Origin of the sequence: Micromonospora echinofusca (assembly GCF_900091445.1) — a bacterium.
Classification (GTDB): Bacteria; Actinomycetota; Actinomycetes; order Mycobacteriales; family Micromonosporaceae; genus Micromonospora; species Micromonospora echinofusca.
The window spans coordinates 468,563-489,258 of sequence record NZ_LT607733.1 but is presented as its reverse complement, the minus strand read 5'-3'; the positions used below and the strand labels follow the sequence as shown (position 1 = coordinate 489,258).

Genomic DNA, 20,696 nt, shown 5'->3' with positions numbered 1-20,696 from the left:
GCTCGGTCAGGGCCGCCGCCCGGTCAGCACCTCGATGCGCCGTACTTGACCTTGTAGCCGCCCCAGTAGAGGTTTGCCTCCTTCTCGAAACGCATGTGATCGTTGCGGTAATCCCACAGGAAGGCCCCCCAATCGCTGTACTCCGACCATTGAACGGAGTGGATCTGCTCGTGCCAGAGGAGGTCCGGGCCCTCGTTGTTCGCGGTCGCCGCCCCGTACATCCGCCGCAGGATCAACCGCTGCCGGACCTCACACACCAACTCCTCTTCCAGCCGCTGCGGGCCGCCTCTTGCGTAGAAGAAGAAGTCACCCACCGTCACCGGATTGGTCTGGCCGGCGTACATGATCGGCGTCATGCCGAAGCAGATGGTCTGGAACCAGTCCCCCTGGCATGAAGTGCTGTGGGCCAGCGCGAATATGCCGGCCCAGTCGTTGCTGCCGTTATCCTGATTCCCTCGCCGCCGGACGCCACTGTTGTACGGCACCACCCGATAGGGGATGGCCTCCACCGTGGAACTCGACGACACCTCACCGGAAATGTTCACCGCCGAGACCTTGAACTCGTAGGCTTTCAGTTCGCGCAGGAAATCGTAAATGATTACTTTGGTTTCGGCGATCGGGCTCCGGTACTTCGACCAACTGGTCTGCCCATCGCTGAGGTTTCGGTAATAGACCTGGTAAAACGTGTCGAGCTTCGAGTTCCCGCCATCCCCCCAGGTGAACGTGACCCGGTTGACGCCACCCCAGGCCAACAGCCCGCCGGGCGCCTTCGGCATCGGGGGCATCGGGCGGGCGCTCACCGTGTTCGAGAACCCGCTCGAACCCGTGATGTTCGACGCCAGGACCTTCCACTCGTACGTGTGCCCGTTGATCAGCAGGGCCCCGTTGAAGGTGCAGCAACTCACGCCGAGCGGCAACTTCTGCCACGACTGCCCCGTCGTCACGTCCCGCTGGTAGATCGAGTAGGAGACGTTCGACGGCGTGCTGGCCGTCCACTTAAGGGTGACGCCGTTGCTCTTCGGAGTAGCGGTGAGACCGGAGGGGGCCGACGGCAGGGGTGGCATCGGACGCCCACTGACGGTGTTCGAGAATCCGCTCGAACCGGTCATGTTCGTCGCGCTCACCTTCCACTCGTACGTGTGCCCATTCGTGAGTAGGCCACCGTTGAACGAGCAACAGCCCACCGCGTACGGCAGCTTGCGCCAGGACTGTCCGGCCGTCACGTCCCGCTGGTAGACGTCGTACGAGACGTTCGGGCTCGGGCTGGCCGTCCAGGTCAGCCGGACCGTTCCGTCACCCACCGTCCGAACCAGGTTCGAGGGGCTGCCCGGCAGTGGCGGCATCGGGCGGCCACTAACCACGTTCGAGGCGGCGCTGGAACCGTGGACGTTGGTGGCGACCACTCTCCACTCGTAGGTGTGCCCGTTGGTGAGCAGCGAGCCGCTGAACGCGCAGCAGGTCGTCACCGGGTAGGGCAGCTTCTGCCAGGACTGCCCGGCCGTCACGTCCCGCTGGTAGACGTCGTACGAGACGCCGGAGGTGGCGCTCGCCGTCCAGGTCAGGCGCACCGTGGCGTTGCCCACGTCCGCGCTCAGGTTGGCGGGACGGGCGGGAAGCCCACCCAGGGCGGTGACGCGTACCGCGGCCGACGTGGCTCCTTCCCCGCCCTGGTTGGACGCGCTCACCTTGAACTCGTATTGGTGGCCATTGGCCAGGAGGCCGGCGCTGAACGCGCTGTCGGTCAGCGGGAGCGGCAGCTTCTGAAAGGACGTCTGACCCGCGGTCACGTCACGCTGGTAGATCCAATAGTCGATGTTGGGACCGACCGGATCCCAGTCCAGATCCACGCTGCCGTCACCAGCCGCCCTCGCGCGCAGGTTCTGCGGGGCCGGCGGCGGCGAGTAGTTGCTGGTCGCCTGGACGATGTCGCTCGCCGGGCCGTCGGTGCCGTTGTTGGCGACGACCTTGTAGGCGTACACGTGGCGGTGCACCAGCAACGAGTCCGTCATGGCGCAGCAGGTCGTCACCGGCAGCGGAAGTTTGGTGAAGCTGCCGCCGGCGGTGACGTCACGCCGGTAGACGTCGTACCAGTAGTTGCCCGTCGGCCCGGTCCACTGCAGCCGGATCGAGCCGTTGGACTGTGGCGTCGCCGTCAGGCCGGTCACCTTGGCCGGCGTCGGCGCCCGCGGGGTGACCTGGATGGCGGTGGACGCCGCGCCCGTGCCCCCCTGGTTGCTCGCGGCCACCTTGAACTCGTAGGTCTCGTTGTTGGTGAGGAACTCCGGCGTCATGGTGCAGCACTCGGTGATCGGCAGGGGGAGTTCGGTGAACTCCCCCTCCCCGGTCGTGACGTTGCGTTGGTAGATGTGGTAGAAGACGTTGTCGCTCGGCGCGTCCCAAACGAGGGTGACCTTCCCATCTCCCACGGTTGCCCGGAGGTTCGTCGGGGCAGCCGGCGGCGCCATCGTCGACGTGCCCTGTACCACGCCGCTGGCCGGCCCCTCGCCTCCCCGGTTGGTGGCGCTGACCTTCCACTCGTAGGTGTGCCCGTGGTGCAGAAAATCGGCGGTTATCGCGGTGCCCTCGACGGGGAGGGGCAACTGCGTGAAGGCCGCCTCGCCGGCCGTCACGTCCCGCTGATAGACCATGTACCACAGCAGAGGGGCCGGCGCCGTCCACGCCAGGGCAACGCTGCCGTCGCTGCGGGGGGTGGCGGTCAGGCCGGTCGGCGCGGGCGGGAGCGCGTACTGTGCGGTCGCCGTGGCGATCGCCGACCGGGGTGACTCGCCACCACCGTTCCTGGTGACCAGGGCGAACTCGTACAGGTGACCGTGCTCGAGGTTCTCCCGCCGGACCTGGGTGTCGGTGCTGCCGGGTCGGAGGGCGAGGTTGAACTCACTGTCACCTGCGGTGAGATCACGCTCGAGCAGGTCGTAGCCCCAGGCGTCAGGCACCTGATCCCACGAGACGGTGATGCTGCCGGCATCGTCGGCGACCGCCGTGACGGATGCCGGGGCCGGCGGCGGGGCGATCCGGGGCACCGCGGTCACCGTGGTCGACGGCGTGCCCTCGCCTGCCGTGTTGACGGCACTGACCCGGAATTCGTAGGTGTGCCCGGAGTACAGGAAGCCGATCTTCGCGGACGTCCCTGTGGCGACCGCACTCTCCCGGCTGAAGTGCGTCTGGCCGGTTGTCACGTCACGCCGGTGCAACCGGTAGCCGGTGGCGCCGGCGACCGCCTGCCACGCGAGTGTGACGTCGCCCTTGTCGTCCGGGGTCGCGGTGACCGCCTGCGGTACTCCGGGGAGCGCCGCCGGGTCGGGGACCGGCCGAGGCCAGGCGAGCTCGATGAACCGGGGACGGTACAGCCGGGCGTCGCTGAGGTTGTCGGCGTTGTCGAGGCTGTTGACGTTGTAGGAGAACAGCAGCTTGCCGCTGGTGGTGAGCTCGGGATGGACACGGGCGTCGTAGACGATCTTCGGAGTGCCCGGTACGGCCTCGGGCGCGTCGAACAGGGGCGTCGGCCCGGTGAACGGACCAGTCGGCGAGTCGGCGGTGTAGGTCACGAACTGCGGGTTGAAGACCTGGTTGTTGTCCTGCGTGAGCAGGACGTACTTGTCTCCCGACCGGAAGACGCCATAGGTCGTGCCGACGCCGCTGAGCAGCCGTGCGGCCGAGGATTCCGTGCTCGACCAGGCGCTGCCCGTCCAGTACTGCCATGCGCCGCCGAAGCCTCCTGCGGGTGCGCGGGCGACGTGTCCGAAGCGCATGCCGCCATCACCGGACGACGTGCCGTAGATGTAGGTGTATCCGCCGTCCTCCAAAATCGCCGAGCCCCAGCCGACCGAGTCACCGACGGGCAGATCCACGACGGATGAGACTGTGAGTCCCGGCAGGGCGAAGGTCACCAGTGAGGTTCCCTTGAGGATGAAGTCGAGATTGTCGTCGCTCCCACCGCGCTGCATGCGGTTGTAGAGCACCTTGAGGGCACCGCCCTCGACGACGCCGTCCGCCGCCCAGAAGTACTGGTCGGCCTGGGTTGGGACGACCAGGGCGGACGGTGCCGACGCTGAGCCACCGTGGCGGGTGGACACCAGGCTCGTGTTCTCCTGCACGACGAGGGTGTTGTTCACCATCGGCGTGCCGGCCGGACGGGTGCCGTCCGCGTTGACCGTGCCCAGGTACGTGTCCGAGAAGAGCCACGCGACCCGCCCGTCGGGTAGGGCCACGGAGGCGGTGTTGTCACCTCCCGTCCAGTGCCCGCCCTGATCGCCGTACGTCTGGAACATCGTGTTGAGCGCCGTCGCCGACATTCCCCCGGCCGGTACCGCAGCCGCGGGCGTGGGAGCAAGAGCGAGGGTGATTGCGAGAGCCACGGGCAGCCCGCCGGCGAGCCGCCGCAGCGACTTGGTCGGTCTGGAAGATGTGCGCATCAAGCGACCTCTTGGAGGAGAGCAGGAGAGGGGGAGGTAAGCAGCGGATCGATGATCACCGCTGAGGCGGGACAGTATCAGCGGCGGCCTTACTCGGCTGCCCCCGTGCGCGCCGTGGCGGAAGGAACAAGGTCGCGGCGTCACGCCGCCCAGCTACGACCGGGCGCGGACCCTGGCGGCGGAGCTGCTCCCCGATGCGGTGCCGTGCTCGTAGGCGGGTGCGGGTCGCCCGGTCGGACGGCGCTCGGGCGGGCCGGGTCCAGACGGCCAGTGGCCTCAGGTCCACCGGCGGCGCGGTGCCGCCTGCCCAGCCGCCATGCCGCCGTCGCCCAGCACGCCCCCCAGAGCAGGAAGAACGGCGACCACAGCAGCAGGTCCCACCGGGCCAGGTCGCGGGCCAGGGCGGCGTGGGTGGCCGGCGGCGGCCGCAGGCCCGTCAGCAGCAGCGCGTCACCGACGAGGCCGTGCCCCAGCGCCCCGATCGCCCGGGCGATCATGAGTACGCCGAGCGTCCAGGCGACCGTCGACAGCAGCCGGCGTGGCAGGGCCGCCGGCCAGGGGCGCAGGGTGGCCAGCGCGACCACGACGCCGACGACCGCGGCGGCGGCCAGCACCCAGTGGCTCGCCACGAACAGCGGATCACGGGCGAGGAGCCGTTCGCGCAGCTCCGGCGGGAGCGGATCCTTGTCGGCCAGCGCGTTGGCCCCCAGCGCCTGCGCGAGCTTCATCGACCCGTAGGCCGAGGCGCACGCCGCCGCGCCGTACGCGCCCACCCGGGCCCGGTCAGTGCGCGGCACGTCTCGTCGCCACCACGTAGGACCGGACCATCGCCACGAGCAGCCCGATCACGACGAGCCCGAGAAGGCCGTGGTACCACTGCCAGCCCACGCCGATGCCCACGAACCCGTCCACGATCATGATCGTGGCGCCGGCCCCGACGGCCAACAGCATGCCGGCCAGCGCCAGCAGCATCAGGGGCCTCGGCACCCGGCGCCCCGGCGCCGTGACCGTGGCGAGGGCGAGGCAGGCCCCCACCACCCCCGACACGGCCGCCGACCACTGCGCCGTCGCCACGCCCATCACGTCGCGGGCGTACCGTTCGTGCTCGGCGGCCGGAACGACCGGGCCGCCCGGGAAACCGAGCCGGGAGTCGAGCGCGAAGGCGGCCTTGCCCACGGCGTACGCGAGGAAGAGCACCGCCACCGCGTAGGCCGGCCATCGCCGCGCACCAGGAGAAGCATCCATGGTCCCGACGCTAGGCCCGGCGGACCTCGCGCCGATTCCCGAGCGCGAGGGGACCGCCTCCCCCGTGGACGGGAGCCCGGTGCGTCCGGGCCGGGCACGCACGGGGCCTGCGCCCGTCGACGGCTCGCCTCCGGTGCCCGCCCAGCGGGCTACCGTCGGGACATGGACGACCACGATTCCGCGACGGATGCAGCCTGGGTGCCGGACGCCTGCACGCTGCCGACGGCCGCACGACCGCTGCGACTCGCCGAGTTCGACCGGTTCTTCCGCGAGGCGGTACGCGACGTCACGCGGCTCTCGGCGCGGCACCTGCGGTTGCGGCTTGCCGGGTCGGGGCAGGCGGAGGAGGCGGCACGGGACCTGACGGCGCGCGAGGCCACGTGCTGCTCGTTCTTCACGTTCGACCTCTCCCGCTCCGGCCCGGACGCGCTTACGCTGGACGTCCGGGTGCCCGCGGCACACGCCGACGTGCTCGACGGCCTCGCCGCACAAGCGAGGGCAGCGGCCGCCCGCCCGCTGACCAGGTGATGCTCCCGCTACCTTCGACCCCATGACGGTGGCCCGCTCCATCCTGCTGTTCCTGCTCGCCGCGCTCGCCGAGATCGGCGGGGCCTGGCTCGTCTGGCAGGGCTGGCGCGAGAACCGGGGGCTGCTGTGGGTGGCCGCCGGGGTCGTCGCCCTCGGCCTCTACGGCTTCGTCGCCACCTTCCAGCCCGATCCGAACTTCGGCCGCATCCTGGCCGCCTACGGCGGCGTCTTCGTCGCCGGCTCCCTGGCGTGGGGCATGGTCGTCGACAAGTTCCGCCCCGACCGCTACGACCTCGTCGGCGCGGCCATCTGCCTGGTCGGGGTCGCCGTCATCATGTACGCCCCACGCAGCGGCTGAACCACGCGACGGTGTCGGACTCCGCCACTACGCTGCGCGATCGTTCTCGACGCCTACGAAGCGGACGTACGCTCGCTCCTCGCCGTCCGACGAGGAGGTCTTCGCCGCGGTGGAGCGGGTGGTCACCGCCCTCAACGCCGTCAACGACGAGCACGGCAGGATCGAGACGGGGGAACGCGAGGACCTGTACGGGCCGTCAACCATCCTCGGCGGTCGGCAGGTTCTGGTAGTCACCGGATACCGGGTTGCGTGCTTCCCATGCCTGCGGCAGCCTCCATCGCATGATCGAGACGCGTGTCCTCAGCGAGGACGATTGGAGGATGTGGCGGGAACTGCGGCTCGCCGCGCTGGCGGAGGCGGCGTACGCATTCGGCTCCCAGTTGGCGGACTGGCAGGGCGACGGCGACCGCGAGGAACGCTGGCGCGGTCGGCTGGCCATCCCCGGCTCTCGCAACATCCTGGTGACTCTCGACGGGCAGCCCGTCGGGATGGCCAGTGGGGTGCCGACCGAACAGGACGGCATCGTCGAGCTGATCTCGATGTACGTGGCGCCGGTGGGACGTGGCCGGGGCGTGGGCGACCACCTCGTGCGGGCGATCGAGCAGTGGGCGCGGCAGGTGGGCTCGGAAGCGCTGCGGCTGGCCGTGGTGGCGGGCAACAGGAACGCCTGGGCGCTCTACCAGCGGCATGGCTTCCAGGACACGGGTGAGCTGGGTGGCCTCATGCCCGACGGCGTGCGCCGGGAGCACATCCTGACCAAGAGCCTCGTCAGCTAGCGGTCCGGCGTCGGTCGCGGGCGATCGACGGCACCCGCCGGCTGCCCGCGCGGAGGTGACGTCCCGCCATGCGCCTGAAGCTCGGCGTGCAGCACGAGGACGACATCCACACCTACCGGTCCCAGAACGTACGACCGTGCGCGCGCTCAGTACGGCTGGCCGCACACCTTCCAGGCCCCGTCCTCCTTCACCAGCATGAACGTGTGCCGGTCGGTGAAGCCGCTGTCCAGCGTCAGGGCCATGTTCACCGTCGCCGACGTGCGGCCGTTGACGCTCGACACGTTGACGCCGTCGACCTTGTGACCGCGGATCTTCGGCTGCTTGGCGACGCCCTGTGCGAACGCCTCCCTCGTGTACCCGCCGCGCGTGTCGCCGCACAACAGCTCGTACGCCGCGTCCGGCTCGCCCGCCTCCAGGTGGCTCACGAACGACTCGGCGGCCTGCCGCGCCGGGTCCGTCGCGCCCTTGACCCCCTTGTACAAGAAGAAGCCGCCGACGCCGGCACCACCGCAGCACAGCACGACGACCACACTGACGACGATCAACACGGTGCGCAGCGTGCGCCGCTTCGGCGGCTGGGGCACCTGGTACGGGTGGGTCATGGCTCGTGAGGGTAGGGGATGCGAGCAAACCCTCGCGCCGTGGATCAGTCCGGGGCTCAAAACCTGCGACCGTGGCAGATCGGTGTCAGGATCCCCGTGTCACATCGGGCTAGGGTGTCGCCGTGACCGCCGACGAAGGTGCGCAGAAGCCTCTGCAGGGCAGTGCCAGCCCCTCGAACGTCGCGAGCTGGCGGTCTCTTCGCGACGCTGTCGTCGGCGAGCTTCACGCTGTCGGCCTACCGGTCGGCAGCGCCTGGAACGGGGTGGCGGAGAGCGAAGACCCGTGCGTCGGGGTCCTGGTGGACGTGAACACCGCAGCGGGCGGCGGCGTCCAGCTCAGCTGGCGTCAACCGGCCGAGAGGTTGGCTCCGCTTGCCGGGGCGCTCGACGCAGGAGAGTCGGTTGAGCCGATGATGCTGCGGTACTCGGGCCCACTGTGCCCCAGACCGCCGGGCCGTCTCCCGCGGGCATTGATCGAGGCTCGTCCACCTACAGTCGGCCGGTGGAATTCGGAACCTTGGCCGGCTTCGGCCTGCTGCTCTGTACGGGATTTACCTGTCTCTTCCTCATCGCCGTCGTAGGGCTGCTCGCGGCCTGGTGGAAGCCAACGGGCTGACGGGGGCCGACCTCGGCTTGGTCACTCACGAGCGTGCAGACCGCCTTGTTTCCTCACCTCTGCCGCGCAACTGAGCAACGCCTCAGCCAACGCGTCCGCCCGGTCCGCCGACAACCACAACGAGCCATGTGGCACGTGGTCATCGGGGCCGGCCAACCCTCCCGTCAGGGTCTCCGCCGGCACTTCGACGTCGAGCCGAACGAAGTGACGCCCTCTGCTGTAGTCGACAAAGGCATCCAGGTACCGGTCATCATCGAACGTCACCGCCGCATGTTGCCACGGCATCAGACCCACCTCACCCGTCGCGCCGTCGATCAGGTGTGGGGCTGTGCCCCCGAAATGCCCCAGGGCCAGGAAACAACACCCCGGCCAGGGCGAACAGGGAATTTCAGACGTTGAAGCGGAACTCCACGACGTCGCCGTCCTGCATGACGTACTCCTTGCCCTCGATCCGGACCTTGCCGGCTGCCTTTGCCGCCGCCATGGACTTGGCCGCGACCAGGTCGTCGAAGGAGACCACCTCGGCCTTGATGAAGCCGCGCTGGAAGTCGGAGTGGATGACCCCCGCGGCCTCCGGGGCGGTCGCGCCGACCGGGATGGTCCAGGCGCGCGCCTCCTTGGGGCCGGCGGTGAGGTACGTCTGGAGCCCGAGCGTGCGGAACCCGACCCGGACGAGCTGGTCCAGGCCCGGCTCGGGCTGGCCGATCGACTCCAGCAGCTCGCGGGCCTCCTCCTCGGGCAGGTCCACCAGCTCGGACTCGATCTTGGCGTCCATGAAGACCGCCTCGGCCGGGGCGACCAGGGCGCGCAGCTCGTCGAGGAACTCGGCGTTGCCCAGCTCGGCCTCGTCGACGTTGAAGACGTACAGGAACGGCTTGGTGGTGAGCAGGTGCAACTCGCGCAGGTGCTCCAGCTCGATGCCCGCGTCCTTGGCGCCCGCGTAGAGGGTGACGCCGGTGTCGAGCAGTTCGACGGCCTGCTTGGCGGCGGCGACGGCGGCGGCCCGGTCCTTGCGGAGCTTGGCCTCCTTCTCCAGCCGGGGCAGCGCCTTCTCCAGGGTCTGGAGGTCGGCGAGGATCAGCTCGGTGTTGATCGTCTCGATGTCGTCGGCCGGGGAGACCTTGCCGTCGACGTGCACCACGTTCGGGTCGGAGAAGGCCCGTACGACCTGGCAGATCGCCGACGCGTCACGGATGTTCGCCAGGAACGCGTTGCCCCGGCCCTGCCCCTTGGAGGCGCCGCGCACCAGGCCGGCGATGTCGACGAACGACACCGGGGCGGGCAGCACCTTCTGCGAACTGAAGATCTCGGCGAGCGTGTGCAGCCGCTCGTCCGGCAGCCCGACGACGCCGACGTTGGGCTCGATGGTGGCGAACGGGTAGTTCGCCGCGAGCACGTCGTTCTTGGTCAGCGCGTTGAACAGGGTGCTCTTGCCGACGTTGGGCAGGCCGACGATGCCGATGGTGAGACTCACGACGAGCCAGCTTACGCCGGTGCCCCACGCTCCCGGTCAGGCAGGCCGGTGCGCCGGATCCACGCCCACCGAATCTTGGTACGAAACGGCCCCCCGAGGGGCGCTCCCGTACCAAGATCGGCCAGGGGTTCAGGTGGCCCGGGCGGCTCAGGCGAGCAGGCGGGGGGCGATCGGGGTCTCCCGCGCCGTGCCGTCCTCGGCGCGGCTGACCTCGTACGCCGAGACGCCCTCGCGGTCCGCGACCGCCTCGACCAGCCGGGTGCCCCGGTAGAGCAGGCCGGTGCCGTCGTCGGTGCAGTGGGCGGTCGGCAGCGTGCCGTCGGCGACCAGCCGGTGCATCAGCGGGCGGCGCTGCTCCTCGCTGTCGTAGTGCACGCCGTTGCCGTAGGGCAGCCAGCCCAGCCCGCCGGTGAAGCCGCGCAGGGTGGTGCCGAAGCTGTCGGTGGCCCCGCCGGTGTGCCAGCAGATCGAGCCGGCGGAGACGCCGCCGAGCACCACGCCGGATTCCCAGCACTCGCGCAGGATCTGGCCGAGGCCGTGCACCTGCCAGACCGCGCAGAGGTTGGCGACGCTGCCGCCGCCGACCCAGATCACGTCCTGGGCGAGCAGGTGGGCGCGGACGTCGTCGACGTTGGGCATCGGGAACAGCGCCAGGTGCATCATCCGGAACCGGCTGCCGGCGAACGCCTCGTAGACCCGGGCGAGCGTGGTCGGCTGGTCCCCCTCGGCCTGGTTGAGGAAGCAGATCCTGGGCTCCGGCCCGGCCCCGGCCAGTTCGGCGGCGAGGTCGAAGACGGGGTTGACCCGCCGGGGCCCGCCCTCGTGGCGCGGCGCGTAGATGCCCATGCTGGTGGCGAGGATGGTCGGTTCGCTGGCGGGCACGGTCGTCCTTCCGTCGGGGTCGACGGTGCCCATCCTGCCCGAGGCCGGTCCCCCGTCACTCAGCGCCCGCCACGCAGGCCCGCCCGGGGCTGCCGCCCGTCGCCGCCAGGGTCCGCGCCGCCGCTCAGCGTCCGCCGCCGGTGACCGCGCCCAGCAGCGTACGCAGGAGGTCGGCGAGGCGCCGCTGGTCCTCTGCGGGCAGCGCGTCGAGCAGCCGGCGCTGGACGGCCAGCCCCGCCTCGGCGGCCTCCTCCACGAGGTCGAGGCCGGCGGGGGTGAGCGTGACCTGGAGTCCGCGCCGGTCGGCCGGGTCGGGTGAGCGGCGGACCAGCCCGGCGCGCTCCAGCCGGTCGAGCCGGCCGGTCATCCCGCCGGAGGTGAGCATCAGCGAGGCGGTGAGCGCCTTCGGCGCCAGCGTGTAGGGGGCGCCGGCGCGGCGCAGGGCGGCGAGCACGTCGAACTCGCCCCGGCTGATCGACCAGCGGGCGTAGGTGCGCTCCTGCTCGTCGCCGACGAGCCGGGCCAGCCGGTAGATCCGGCCGAAGACCGCCATCGGCTCGGGGCGCATCCCGGGCCGTTCCCGCTGCCACTGCTCGACGATGCCGTCGACGTCGTCCCGCTCGGTCACTCCCGGATTGTGCCGCACCTCGCACTCCCCTCTTGTCTCGCCACAAAGTAGCTTAGTGGCAAGATACTTGACGTCAAGCATTCAGGGAGGAACCGTGGACCGACGCTGGCCCGACGTCCTGCTCACCGCCGCCGCGCCGGCCGCCTGGGGCACCACCTACCTGGTCACCAGCGAGCTGCTGCCGCCGGACCGGCCGCTCTGGTCCGGCGCGATCCGGGCCCTCCCCGCCGGCCTGCTGCTGCTGGCGCTGACCCGGCACCGCCCGCGCGGCGCCTGGTGGTGGCGCTCGGCCGCGCTCGGCGCGCTGAACATCGGGGCGTTCTTCCCGCTGCTCTTCTTCGCCGCCTACCACCTGCCCGGGGGCACCGCCGCCGTGCTCGGCGCCACCCAGCCGCTGCTGGTGGCGGGGCTGACGGTGCTCGCGCTGCACGAGCGGCCCCGCCCCCGGGCGCTGGCCGCCGCGCTCGCCGCGCTGGCCGGGGTCACCCTGGTCGTGCTGCGCCCCGACGCGGGCCTCGAACCGGCCGGCGTCGCCGCCGGGCTGACCGCCACCGCCGCGATGGGCGCCGGTCTGGTGCTGACCCGCCGCTGGGGCCGCCCGCCGGGCGTCGGCACGCTCACCGCCACCGGCTGGCAGCTCACCGCCGGTGGGCTGATGGTGGTGCCGGCGGCCCTGCTCGTCGAGGGGACGCCGCCCGTGCCCGACCCGCCGGCGCTGGCCGGCTACGCGTGGCTGACGCTGGCCGGGACGGCGTTGGCGTACGCGCTGTGGTTCCGGGGCGCGGCCCGGCTGCCGGTCACCCAGGTCTCGCTGCTCGGCGCGCTCAGCCCGCTGACGGCCGCCGCGCTCGGCTGGGCCGTGCTCGGGCAGGCGCTGACCGGGTGGCAGCTCGTCGGCTTCGCCGTGGCGGTCGGCGCCACCGTGGCCGGGCAACTGCCGGCACGCCCGCCCGGGCCGGCGGGTCGGTCGCGGGGGCCCGGGCCGGCGGGTCAGTCGCGGGGGCCCGCCTGGCGGGGAACCACGGCCTCGATGCGCAGGGCGCCGGGGGCCAGCTCCCCGGCGGCGGCCAGCGGCAGGGTGAAGCGGGCCTCGGCGGCGGGACCGGCGGCGTAGGACTCGCGGAGCATCCAGCGCACCTCATCGGCCGTCCAGCCCAGCCCGGGGCGGCCGGCGATCTCGCGGACCAGGCGCAGCGCCACCCGGGTGTCGTCGTCGTAGAACCGCATGCACCAGTGGTGCACCCACATCCCCAGGGCGCGCACGCCGTCGGTGTCGAGCGAACGCACGAGCCGACCGCAGGCGGTGTCGCCGAAGGCCCGACCCGGATCGCCGGCCCGGTCCCGTTCGATCGCGCCGACGGCGGCCGGGGCGACCGCGCGCATCCGCTCGTAGAAGCGCTGCACCACCACGCCGTCCAGCGGTGGGTGCCCGTCCCGTGCCGACGCCGCCTCCCGACCCGCCACGCTCGCCATCGCCGCACCCCTTCTTGAGTTGGTGGCCGGACGGTACCGGCCACAACCGACACTTTCGGCGCCGGAAGTCGGGTTCGCGCCCGCACGGCCACGTCCGATTCCCGCGAGCCGTGGGCGCCGAGCAGGGGCATCATCGGTGACGTGGAGTTGGACTTCGAGCGGTGCTACCGGGCGGTCGACAGCCGCGACCAGCGGTTCGACGGCTGGTTCTACACGGGCGTCACGTCGACCGGGATCTACTGCCGGCCGTCCTGCCCGGCGACGACGCCGAAGCGGCAGAACGTCCGGTTCTTCCCGTCGGCGGCCGCCGCCCAGACGGCAGGGCTGCGCGCCTGCCGACGCTGCCGGCCGGACGCCGCCCCGGGCTCGCCCCAGTGGGACGTACGGGCCGACGTGGTCGGCCGGGCCATGCGGCTGATCGCCGACGGGGTGGTGGACCGCGACGGCATCCCGGGGCTGGCCGCCCGGCTCGGGTACACCGAGCGGCACCTGCACCGCATGCTGCGGGCCGAGATGGGCGCCGGTCCCCTGGCCCTGGCCCGGGCGCAACGCGCGCAGACCGCGCGCACCCTGATCGAGACCACCGGGCTCGGCATGGCGGAGATCGCGTTCGCCGCCGGGTTCGGCAGCGTCCGGCAGTTCAACGACACGGTCCGGGAGGTGTACGGCAGGGCCCCGTCCGAACTGCGCACCGCGTGCGGGCGGTCGGTGGCGCCGGGCGGGGCGGGCACGATCACGCTGCGGCTCGCGTACCGCCCGCCGTTGCACGCCCGGGCGCTGCTGGACTTCCTCGCGCTGCGCGCGCTGCCCGGCGTCGAGGAGGTGCGCGACGGGACGTACCGGCGCGGCCTGCGGCTGCCGCACGGCCCGGGCGAGGCGGCCCTGACCCCGGCGGACGGGCACGTGAGCGCGACGCTACGGCTGACCGACATGCGCGACCTCGCCCCCGCCGTGGCCCGCTGCCGCCGCCTGCTCGACCTCGACGCCGACCCGACCGCCGTCGACGGCACCCTCGCCGCCGACCCGGCGCTGGCCGGGGCGGTCGCCGCTGAGCCCGGGATCCGGCTCCCCCGCTCGGTCGACGGCTTCGAGATGGCCGTGCGCGCGGTCGTCGGCCAGCAGGTCTCCGTCCGCTCGGCCCGCACCACCCTCACCCGCCTCCTGACCCACCTCCGCCCGCCCGCCCCCGCCCCCGGCCCCGGCGGCGTCGAGCAGGAGGTTCGGGCACCAGGTGACCGCTCTCGGGAGCCCGAACCTCTCGATCCACCAGCCGAGGGCGCGGGAAGTGCGGAGGGGGCCGAGCGGGCGGGCCGGTTGCGGGGGTTTCCCACCGCCGAGGAGGTGCTCGGGGTGCCGGACGAGGTGTTCGGGATGCCGGCGGGGCGGCGGGAGACACTCCGGGCGCTGGCGGGGGCCGTCGCCGACGGGTCGCTGGACCTGGCGCCGGGCGGCGACCGCGAGGAGACCGTACGGCGGCTGCTGGCGCTGCCCGGGATCGGGCCCTGGACGGCGGGCTACGTGGCGATGCGCGCCCTCGGCGACCCGGACGTCCTGCTCCCCACCGACCTCGCCGTACGCCGGGGCGCCGCCGCCCTCGGCGTCCCCGCCGACCCCCGGACCCTCGACACGTACGCCGACCGCTGGCGCCCCTGGCGCTCCTACGCGGTGATCCGACTCTGGAGAGCAGCATGAGCATGAACGACAGCACCATCATCGCCACCCCCGCCGGACCGCTCAGCATCGTGGCCGGCCCGGACGGCGCGGTCCGGGCGGCGGGCTTCACCGGCGACCCGGAGAGCCTGCTCCCCCTCGTGCACCCGACCCTGCGGGCGCCGCTGCGGCACCGGGGCGACCTCGGCCCGGTCAGCGCCGCCGTGGCGTCCTACCTGGACGGCGACCTGGCCGCGATCGACGCCGTGCCGGTACGGCAGCACACGGGGGGCGCGTTCATGGCGCACGCCTGGCAGGTGCTGCGCGAGGTGAAGCCGGGTGACCCGGTGACCTACACCGGTTTCGCCGGGCTGGCCGGCCGGCCCGCCGCCGTACGCGCCGCCGCGGCGGCCTGCGCCCGCAACGCCGCCGCCCTCTTCGTGCCCTGCCACCGGGTGCTGCGCACCGACGGGACCCTCGGCGGCTACCGCTGGGGGCTGGACGTGAAGAAGTGGCTTCTCGGGCACGAGCGACCATGACGGGAAGCCGACACCTGCGCCGGGCCGTTTGAGGCTACCGTCGGGTAGTGCCTGCGGAAGGTGACGGCAACCCGGCCTCCCGGGTGGAGACCGGCCGGCGTCCCCTGCACAACCTCTGGCGACTGCGCCACTACCTGCGCCCGCACGCGGCGGAGTTCGGCTGGCTGCTGCTGGCCGGCCTCGCCGCCACCGGGGCGGGCATCGCCGTACCGCTGGTCGCGCAGCGGGTCGTGGACGGCCCGGTGGCCCGCCAGGACCCGGCCGGGCTGTTCCGGCTGGCCGGGCTGGCGCTGCTGCTCGGCCTGGTCGAGGCGCTGCTGATCTTCATCCGCCGCTGGGTGCAGTCGTCCTCCTCGATGCGGATCGAGGCGGCCATCCGCGAGGACGTCTACGCCCACCTGCAACGGCTGCCGGCCAGCTTCCACGACCGCTGGCAGTCCGGCCAACTGCTCTCCCGGGTCACCAGCGACCTGTCGGTGCTGCGCCGCTTCCTCTCCTTCGGCCTCTTCTTCCTGATCCTCAACCTGGTGACCTACCTGGCCGTGGTGGTGCTGCTGATCCGGCTGCACCCCACGCTGGGGCTGCTGGTGGCGGGCAGCGCGGTGCCGCTGTTCCTGATCAGCCGCCGCTTCGCGCGGCACTACCACGCGGCCTCCCGCCGGATGCAGGACCAGCAGGGCGACGTGGCCACCCTCGTCGAGGAGACCGCGCAGGGGCTGCGCACGATGAAGGCGTACGGGCGGGGGTCGGAACTCGCCGCCCGCTTCGGCGTCGACGCGCGGGCGCTGCACGACACGGGGGTCGCCAAGGGCCGGCTGCTGGCCCGCACCTCCGCCCTGCTCGACCTGGTGCCCAACCTGACCCTCGGCGTGGTCCTGGTCGCCGGCGCGGCGGCCGCCGCGGGCGGGGTGCTGACCATCGGCGAACTGGTCGCCTTCGTCAGCCTCCAGCTGATGCTGATCTGGCCGGTGCAGTCGCTGGGCTGGATCATCGCCAACGGCCAGGAGGCGGCCACCGCGGCCGACCGGGTGTGGGAGGTGCTGGACACCCCGCCGGCCATCGAGGACGCCCCGCACGCGCTGGCCCCCCGCCGCGCCGACGTACGCGGGCGGCTCCGCTTCGAGCGGGTGTCGTTCCGCTACCCGGGCAGCGCCGCGCCGGTGCTGCGGGAGATCGACCTGACCGTCGAGCCGGGCGAGACCGTGGCGCTGGTCGGGGCGACCGGCTGCGGCAAGAGCACCCTGCTCTCCCTGGTGCCCCGGCTGCACGAGGTGACCGGCGGGCGGATCACCCTCGACGGGCACGACCTGCGCGAGCTGCGGCTGTCCGCCCTGCGCCGGCTGGTCGGGGTGGCCTTCGAGGAGCCGACGCTGTTCTCCATGTCGGTCTGGGAGAACGTCACGCTCGGCCGGCCGGAGGCCGGCGAGAACGAGGTGCGCGCCGCCCTCGCCCTCGCCCAGGCCGACTTCGCGTACGAGCTGCCGTGGGGGCTGGCGACCCGGGTGGGCGAGCAGGGGCTGTCGCTCTCCGGCGGGCAGCGGCAGCGGCTGGCGCTGGCCCGGGCGGTGCTCGGCCGGCCCGCCCTGCTCGTGCTGGACGACCCGCTCTCCGCGCTCGACGTGCACACCGAGGCGCTGGTCGAGACGGCGCTGCGGCGGGTGCTGCGCACCACCACCGCGCTGCTGGTGGTGCACCGGCCCTCCACGATCGCCCTCGCCGACCGGGTGGCGCTGCTGGAGGAGGGCCGGATCACCGCCGTCGGGCGGCACTCGGAACTGCTCGCCGACGTGCCGGCGTACCGCGCGGTGCTCTCGGCCGAGCCCACCCCCGCACCGCCCGGCGACCGCGGCCTGGTGCGTTCGTGACCGGCGACGCCGTCCGGCGCCCGGGCGGGGCGGGCCTCGCGCGGTGGCGCGGCGTCGCCACCGACCCGGACGCGGACCGCAGCCACGCCGAGGACACCGCCCCCGAGGCGGTGGCCCGGCTCCGGGCCCGCAGCCGGGTGCTGCTGCGCGACCTGCTGCGCCCGCACCGGCGCCGCCTCGGGCTGGCCGTCGCGCTGCTGCTCGGCCAGAACGCCGCCGCGATGGCCGGGCCGTACCTGGTGATGCTCGGCATCGACCGGGCGATCGCGCCGCTGCGGGCCGGCGAGCCCGGCCCGCTGATGGCCGTCGCCGCCGGGTTCGCCGCCGCCACCGCCGTCGAGTACGTCGCCCGCCGGGGCTTCCTCACCCTCTCCGCGCGGATCGGCCAGGCCGTCCTGCTCGACCTCCGCCAGCGGGTGTACGCGCACTTCCTGCGCCTGTCGGTGGCGTTCCACGAGCGCTACACCTCCGGCCGGATGGTCTCCCGGCTCACCAGCGACCTGGACTCCATCGGCGAGCTGGTCGGCGGCGGCATCGACGGCGTGGTGCTGGCCGTGCTGTCGATCCTGTCGATCGCCGGCATCCTGCTCTGGCTGGACCTGCCCCTGGCCGCGGTGACGCTGCTCGCGTTCCCGTTCCTGATCTGGCTGAGCCGCTGGTTCGCGCGGGCGTCGGCCGACGCGTGGCGGCGCACCCGGGAGACGGTGGCGCTGGTCATCGTCCACTTCGTCGAGTCGATGCGTGGCATCCGGGCGGTGCAGGCGTTCCGCCGGGAGCCGCGCAACCAGGAGATCTTCGGGACGGTCAGCGACGACTACCGGCGGGCCAGCCGCGACGCGTTCCGGCTGATCGCGACGTACTCGCCGGGGATCAAGGTGATCGGCAACGTCACCGTGGCGGTGGTGCTCTGCTACGGCGGCTGGCGGGTGCTGGGCGGGTCCACCGGGATCGGGGTGCTGGCGGCGTTCCTGCTCTACCTGCGGCGGTTCTTCGAGCCGATGCAGGAGCTGAGCCACTTCTACAACTCGCTCCAGTCGGCCACCGCCGCACTGGAGAAGCTCGCCGGGGTGCTCGACGAGCGGCCGTCGGTGGCCGAACCGGCCCGGCCCGTGCCGCTGCCCACCGGGCCCGGCCGCGGCGCGGTCGCCTTCCGGGCGGTCACCTTCGGCTACCGGCCGGACGCGCCGATCATCGCCGGGCTGGACCTCGCCGTCCCGGCCGGCCAGACCGTGGCGCTGGTCGGGGCGACCGGCGCCGGCAAGTCGACCGTCGCGAAGCTGCTCGCCCGGTTCCACGACCCGGTCTCGGGGGCGGTCACCCTCGACGGGGTCGACCTGCGCGAGGTCGCCGACGCGGAGCTGCGGCGCGCCGTCGTGCTGGTGACCCAGGAGACCCACCTGTTCGGCGGCACGGTCGCGGAGAACATCCGCTTCGGCCGTCCCGGCGCCGACGACGCCGCCGTGGAGGCCGCCGCGCGGGCCATCGGCGCGCACGACTTCATCGCCGCCCTCCCCGACGGGTACGCCACCGAGGTGCGGCGGCGCGGCGGCCGGCTCTCCGCCGGGCAGCGGCAACTGGTCGCGTTCGCCCGGGCTTTCCTGGCCGACCCGACGGTGCTGATCCTGGACGAGGCAACCTCGTCGCTGGACGTGCCCACCGAGCGGCTGGTGCAGCACGCCCTCGGCACCGTCCTGGCCGACCGCACCGCGCTGGTGATCGCGCACCGGCTCTCCACCGTGGAGACGGCCGACCGGGTGCTGGTGCTCGACGCCGGCCGGATCGTCGAGGACGGCCCGCCCGCCCGGCTCGCCGTCGCCGGTGGCCGGTACGCCGCCCTGCACCGGCAGTGGCGCGACTCCCTGGTGTGAGCCCCGGTCGGTCGCGGTCGCCCACGGTCGACGGCCCCCACCATGATCGTCGATGCCACTAGACTCACCGCGCCGAGCGGAGCGGCCCACCGGGTGGTCGTCCCGACGGCGGCGACGAGGGGGGTTGCGACGTGCGGTTCGGACGACGGGTGACGGTGGCGGGGATGGTCACCGCCTGCGCGCTGGGTGCGGCGGCGGTCGCCGGGATGCCGTTCGGCGACGCCGGCCGGACACCGGCCACGCTCACCGCCGGGGAGACCCTTGCGTCGCCGGGCGACGCCGCCGCCCCGGCGGGCGCGCCGGTCCCTGCCGACAGCGCGCCGGTCCGCGCCGACAGCGGGCCCGGCAGCCGTCCCCGAGGCGGCGCGACGCCGGGCGCGGCGGTGACCCTCCGGGCCCGGCCGGCCGCCGAGGTCGCGGCCGGCAGCCCCGCCTCGGTCTCCTACCTGCGCGACCGCTACCGGGTCGACGCCGACGAGGCGGCCCGGCGGCTCGCCCTCCAGGAGCTGTCCGCGCCGCTGGCCGCCCGGCTCGCCACGGAGTTCCCCGCCGCGTACGGCGGGATGTGGCTGGACCAGGCCGCCGGCGGCGTGCTGACCGTCGCCGCCACCGGCGTCGAACCGGTCCGGGCGGCACTGGCCGGCATGCCGGACGCGGCGCGCGTCCGGGTGGTGCCGGTGCGCCACCCGCTGCGGCAGCTCACCGAGGCGGCGACCCGGCTGGCCACCACGCTCGACGCCACGGCCGGCGCCGACGTCCTGGTGGACGAGCGGGCCAACGAGGTCGTCGTGCTGACCGGCGACCGGATCGCCGCCGACGACCCCCGGTTGGCCGGGGCGCTGCGCGCCGCCGGGGTGCCGGCCCGCGCGCAGGCCCGGATCGCCGAGAGCGCGGTGCGGAAGGCCTGCGACCCGCGCGACTGCGCGCAGGCGCCGATGCGCGGCGGCATCCGGCTGGACGTGCCGCGCGACGACGGCACCGTGGGCGGCTGCACGACGGGCTTCAACGTGGTCGCCGGGCTGCGCGACCCGTACGTGCTGACGGCGGGGCACTGCGTCGTCGGGGGGCGGCACCAACTGGTGGACCGCACCTGGCACCAGTTCCTCGGCCCGAAGGTGCCGGTGACCGTCGAGTCGTCGAGGCCGGGGCTGGCCGAGAACGCATACCCGTACGACTACGCGATCATGCCGTACCAGGCCGGCGCGCTCGGGCTGTGGGCGTACCCGGCGGGGGCCACGCAGGTGCCCAGCCTGGTCAACTACTGGTGCGTGCCGGACAGCACCGGATGCGCCACCCGGGGCAGCCGCGACGTGGCCATCACCGGGCACGTGCCGTGGAGCGCCATCCAGCCCGGCTGGGTGGTCTGCGCCACCGGGGCGGCGTACACCCCGAAGGACGGCGAGCAGCACGTCGACTCGGGCGCGGGCGCCGGCTACGTGCCCGGCACCCGCTGCGGGGAGATCATCGGCAAGACCAGCGGCGGCATCGACGTGCGCATCTGTGCCCGCCCGGGCGACAGCGGCGGCCCGCTCTTCACCGAGGCCGACGGCAAGGCGCTGGGCATCCTGTCGCACGGCGACCCGGGACAGGGCCCCTGCACCAACCCGAACGAGCGCAACTCCTACGCCCCGGTCTCCACGATCCTCGATCGGGCGAACGCCCGCACCTACGGGGGCCTGCGGATCCGGCTGGCCACCAGTGGCCCGCTCCCCCCGCTGACCCGGCCGGTCATCCGCTGACCCGCCGACCGGGCGCGTCG

General features: G+C 73.2%; 17 protein-coding genes and 1 pseudogene. 9 read left to right on the top strand and 9 right to left on the bottom strand.

The window, feature by feature from the left end:
* Positions 1–23 precede the first annotated feature (23 nt).
* The 3 genes from GA0070610_RS02340 to GA0070610_RS02330 form a co-directional block, all read right to left on the bottom strand.
* A complete protein-coding gene (locus tag GA0070610_RS02340) occupies positions 24–4,313 on the bottom strand; it encodes a DUF5005 domain-containing protein (protein WP_172896352.1) in 4,290 nt (1,429 codons plus the stop codon).
* 260 nt (positions 4,314–4,573) lie between these two features.
* Positions 4,574–5,230 (bottom strand): DUF3995 domain-containing protein, encoded by a 657-nt coding sequence (locus tag GA0070610_RS02335; RefSeq protein WP_088998496.1) that lies wholly within the window; start codon positions 5,228–5,230, stop codon positions 4,574–4,576.
* Positions 5,217–5,678 (bottom strand): hypothetical protein, encoded by a 462-nt coding sequence (locus GA0070610_RS02330; protein ID WP_088998495.1) that lies wholly within the window; start codon positions 5,676–5,678, stop codon positions 5,217–5,219. The genes GA0070610_RS02335 and GA0070610_RS02330 overlap by 14 nt, the downstream gene beginning before the upstream one ends.
* A gap of 162 nt (positions 5,679–5,840) precedes the next feature.
* Between GA0070610_RS02330 and GA0070610_RS02325 the strand changes: the two genes are divergently transcribed.
* From GA0070610_RS02325 to GA0070610_RS02315, 3 genes are all read left to right on the top strand, one after another.
* Complete coding sequence (locus GA0070610_RS02325) at positions 5,841–6,206, top strand: hypothetical protein (RefSeq protein WP_088998494.1); 366 nt, start codon at positions 5,841–5,843, stop codon at positions 6,204–6,206.
* A 22-nt stretch (positions 6,207–6,228) separates the two neighbouring features.
* Positions 6,229–6,564: a YnfA family protein gene (locus tag GA0070610_RS02320; RefSeq protein ID WP_088998493.1), complete on the top strand. Its 336-nt coding sequence runs from the start codon at positions 6,229–6,231 to the stop codon at positions 6,562–6,564.
* Between the two features lie 281 nt (positions 6,565–6,845).
* Positions 6,846–7,340 carry a GNAT family N-acetyltransferase gene (locus GA0070610_RS02315; RefSeq protein ID WP_088998492.1) on the top strand — a complete coding sequence of 165 codons (495 nt, stop codon included), beginning with the start codon at positions 6,846–6,848 and terminating at the stop codon, positions 7,338–7,340.
* Between the two features lie 146 nt (positions 7,341–7,486).
* On the opposite strand, the gene GA0070610_RS02310 is transcribed toward GA0070610_RS02315, so the two are convergent.
* From GA0070610_RS02310 to GA0070610_RS02290, 5 genes are all read right to left on the bottom strand, one after another.
* The gene (locus GA0070610_RS02310) at positions 7,487–7,942 is read right to left on the bottom strand and encodes an Rv0361 family membrane protein (RefSeq protein WP_088998491.1); all 456 of its coding nucleotides are present in this window, start codon (positions 7,940–7,942) and stop codon (positions 7,487–7,489) included.
* Between the two features lie 637 nt (positions 7,943–8,579).
* Complete coding sequence (locus GA0070610_RS02305; protein ID WP_157747020.1) at positions 8,580–8,822, bottom strand: hypothetical protein; 243 nt, start codon at positions 8,820–8,822, stop codon at positions 8,580–8,582.
* Between the two features lie 124 nt (positions 8,823–8,946).
* A complete protein-coding gene (ychF, locus tag GA0070610_RS02300; protein ID WP_088998489.1) occupies positions 8,947–10,032 on the bottom strand; it encodes a redox-regulated ATPase YchF in 1,086 nt (361 codons plus the stop codon).
* Positions 10,033–10,179: 147 nt separating this feature from the next.
* A complete protein-coding gene (locus GA0070610_RS02295) occupies positions 10,180–10,914 on the bottom strand; it encodes a Type 1 glutamine amidotransferase-like domain-containing protein (protein WP_088998488.1) in 735 nt (244 codons plus the stop codon).
* A gap of 124 nt (positions 10,915–11,038) precedes the next feature.
* The gene (locus GA0070610_RS02290) at positions 11,039–11,542 is read right to left on the bottom strand and encodes a MarR family winged helix-turn-helix transcriptional regulator (protein WP_231925881.1); all 504 of its coding nucleotides are present in this window, start codon (positions 11,540–11,542) and stop codon (positions 11,039–11,041) included.
* Between GA0070610_RS02290 and GA0070610_RS02285 the strand changes: the two are divergent.
* Positions 11,514–12,404, top strand: a pseudogene (locus GA0070610_RS02285) (EamA family transporter); the annotation flags it as partial. The gene GA0070610_RS02290 and the pseudogene GA0070610_RS02285 sit on opposite strands and share 29 nt — an antisense overlap.
* A gap of 128 nt (positions 12,405–12,532) precedes the next feature.
* Here GA0070610_RS02285 and GA0070610_RS31295 read toward each other — a convergent pair.
* Positions 12,533–13,015: a hypothetical protein gene (locus GA0070610_RS31295; RefSeq protein ID WP_231925880.1), complete on the bottom strand. Its 483-nt coding sequence runs from the start codon at positions 13,013–13,015 to the stop codon at positions 12,533–12,535.
* 141 nt (positions 13,016–13,156) lie between these two features.
* On the opposite strand from GA0070610_RS31295, the gene GA0070610_RS02275 reads away from it, so the two are divergent.
* The 5 genes from GA0070610_RS02275 to GA0070610_RS02255 all read left to right on the top strand — a co-directional run bounded on the left by GA0070610_RS02275 (position 13,157) and on the right by GA0070610_RS02255 (position 20,676).
* The gene (locus GA0070610_RS02275; RefSeq protein WP_088998486.1) at positions 13,157–14,707 is read left to right on the top strand and encodes a DNA-3-methyladenine glycosylase 2 family protein; all 1,551 of its coding nucleotides are present in this window, start codon (positions 13,157–13,159) and stop codon (positions 14,705–14,707) included.
* Positions 14,704–15,204 carry a methylated-DNA--[protein]-cysteine S-methyltransferase gene (locus GA0070610_RS02270; RefSeq protein ID WP_088998485.1) on the top strand — a complete coding sequence of 167 codons (501 nt, stop codon included), beginning with the start codon at positions 14,704–14,706 and terminating at the stop codon, positions 15,202–15,204. The genes GA0070610_RS02275 and GA0070610_RS02270 overlap by 4 nt, the downstream gene beginning before the upstream one ends.
* A gap of 47 nt (positions 15,205–15,251) precedes the next feature.
* On the top strand, positions 15,252–17,069 hold the full coding sequence (locus GA0070610_RS02265) for an ABC transporter ATP-binding protein (RefSeq protein ID WP_088998484.1): 1,818 nt from the start codon (positions 15,252–15,254) through the stop codon (positions 17,067–17,069).
* Positions 17,066–18,937 (top strand): ABC transporter ATP-binding protein, encoded by a 1,872-nt coding sequence (locus GA0070610_RS02260; RefSeq protein ID WP_088998483.1) that lies wholly within the window; start codon positions 17,066–17,068, stop codon positions 18,935–18,937. Before GA0070610_RS02265 ends, GA0070610_RS02260 begins: the two co-directional genes overlap by 4 nt.
* Positions 18,938–19,068: 131 nt before the next feature.
* Positions 19,069–20,676: a trypsin-like serine protease gene (locus GA0070610_RS02255; protein ID WP_088998482.1), complete on the top strand. Its 1,608-nt coding sequence runs from the start codon at positions 19,069–19,071 to the stop codon at positions 20,674–20,676.
* Positions 20,677–20,696: the final 20 nt, after the last annotated feature.

What these genes read in the sequence shown, in the direction of transcription:
- GA0070610_RS02340 (WP_172896352.1), bottom strand. Translation starts at nt 4,313, where the DNA reads ATGTCGGCGACGGCGCTCAACACGATGTTCCAGACGTACGGCGATCAG.
- GA0070610_RS02330 (WP_088998495.1), bottom strand. Translation starts at nt 5,678, where the DNA reads ATGGATGCTTCTCCTGGTGCGCGGCGATGGCCGGCCTACGCGGTGGCG.
- GA0070610_RS02325 (WP_088998494.1), top strand. Translation starts at nt 5,841, where the DNA reads ATGGACGACCACGATTCCGCGACGGATGCAGCCTGGGTGCCGGACGCC.
- GA0070610_RS02320 (WP_088998493.1), top strand. Translation starts at nt 6,229, where the DNA reads ATGACGGTGGCCCGCTCCATCCTGCTGTTCCTGCTCGCCGCGCTCGCC.
- GA0070610_RS02315 (WP_088998492.1), top strand. Translation starts at nt 6,846, where the DNA reads ATGATCGAGACGCGTGTCCTCAGCGAGGACGATTGGAGGATGTGGCGG.
- GA0070610_RS02310 (WP_088998491.1), bottom strand. Translation starts at nt 7,942, where the DNA reads ATGACCCACCCGTACCAGGTGCCCCAGCCGCCGAAGCGGCGCACGCTG.
- GA0070610_RS31295 (WP_231925880.1), bottom strand. Translation starts at nt 13,015, where the DNA reads ATGGCGAGCGTGGCGGGTCGGGAGGCGGCGTCGGCACGGGACGGGCAC.
- GA0070610_RS02270 (WP_088998485.1), top strand. Translation starts at nt 14,704, where the DNA reads ATGAGCATGAACGACAGCACCATCATCGCCACCCCCGCCGGACCGCTC.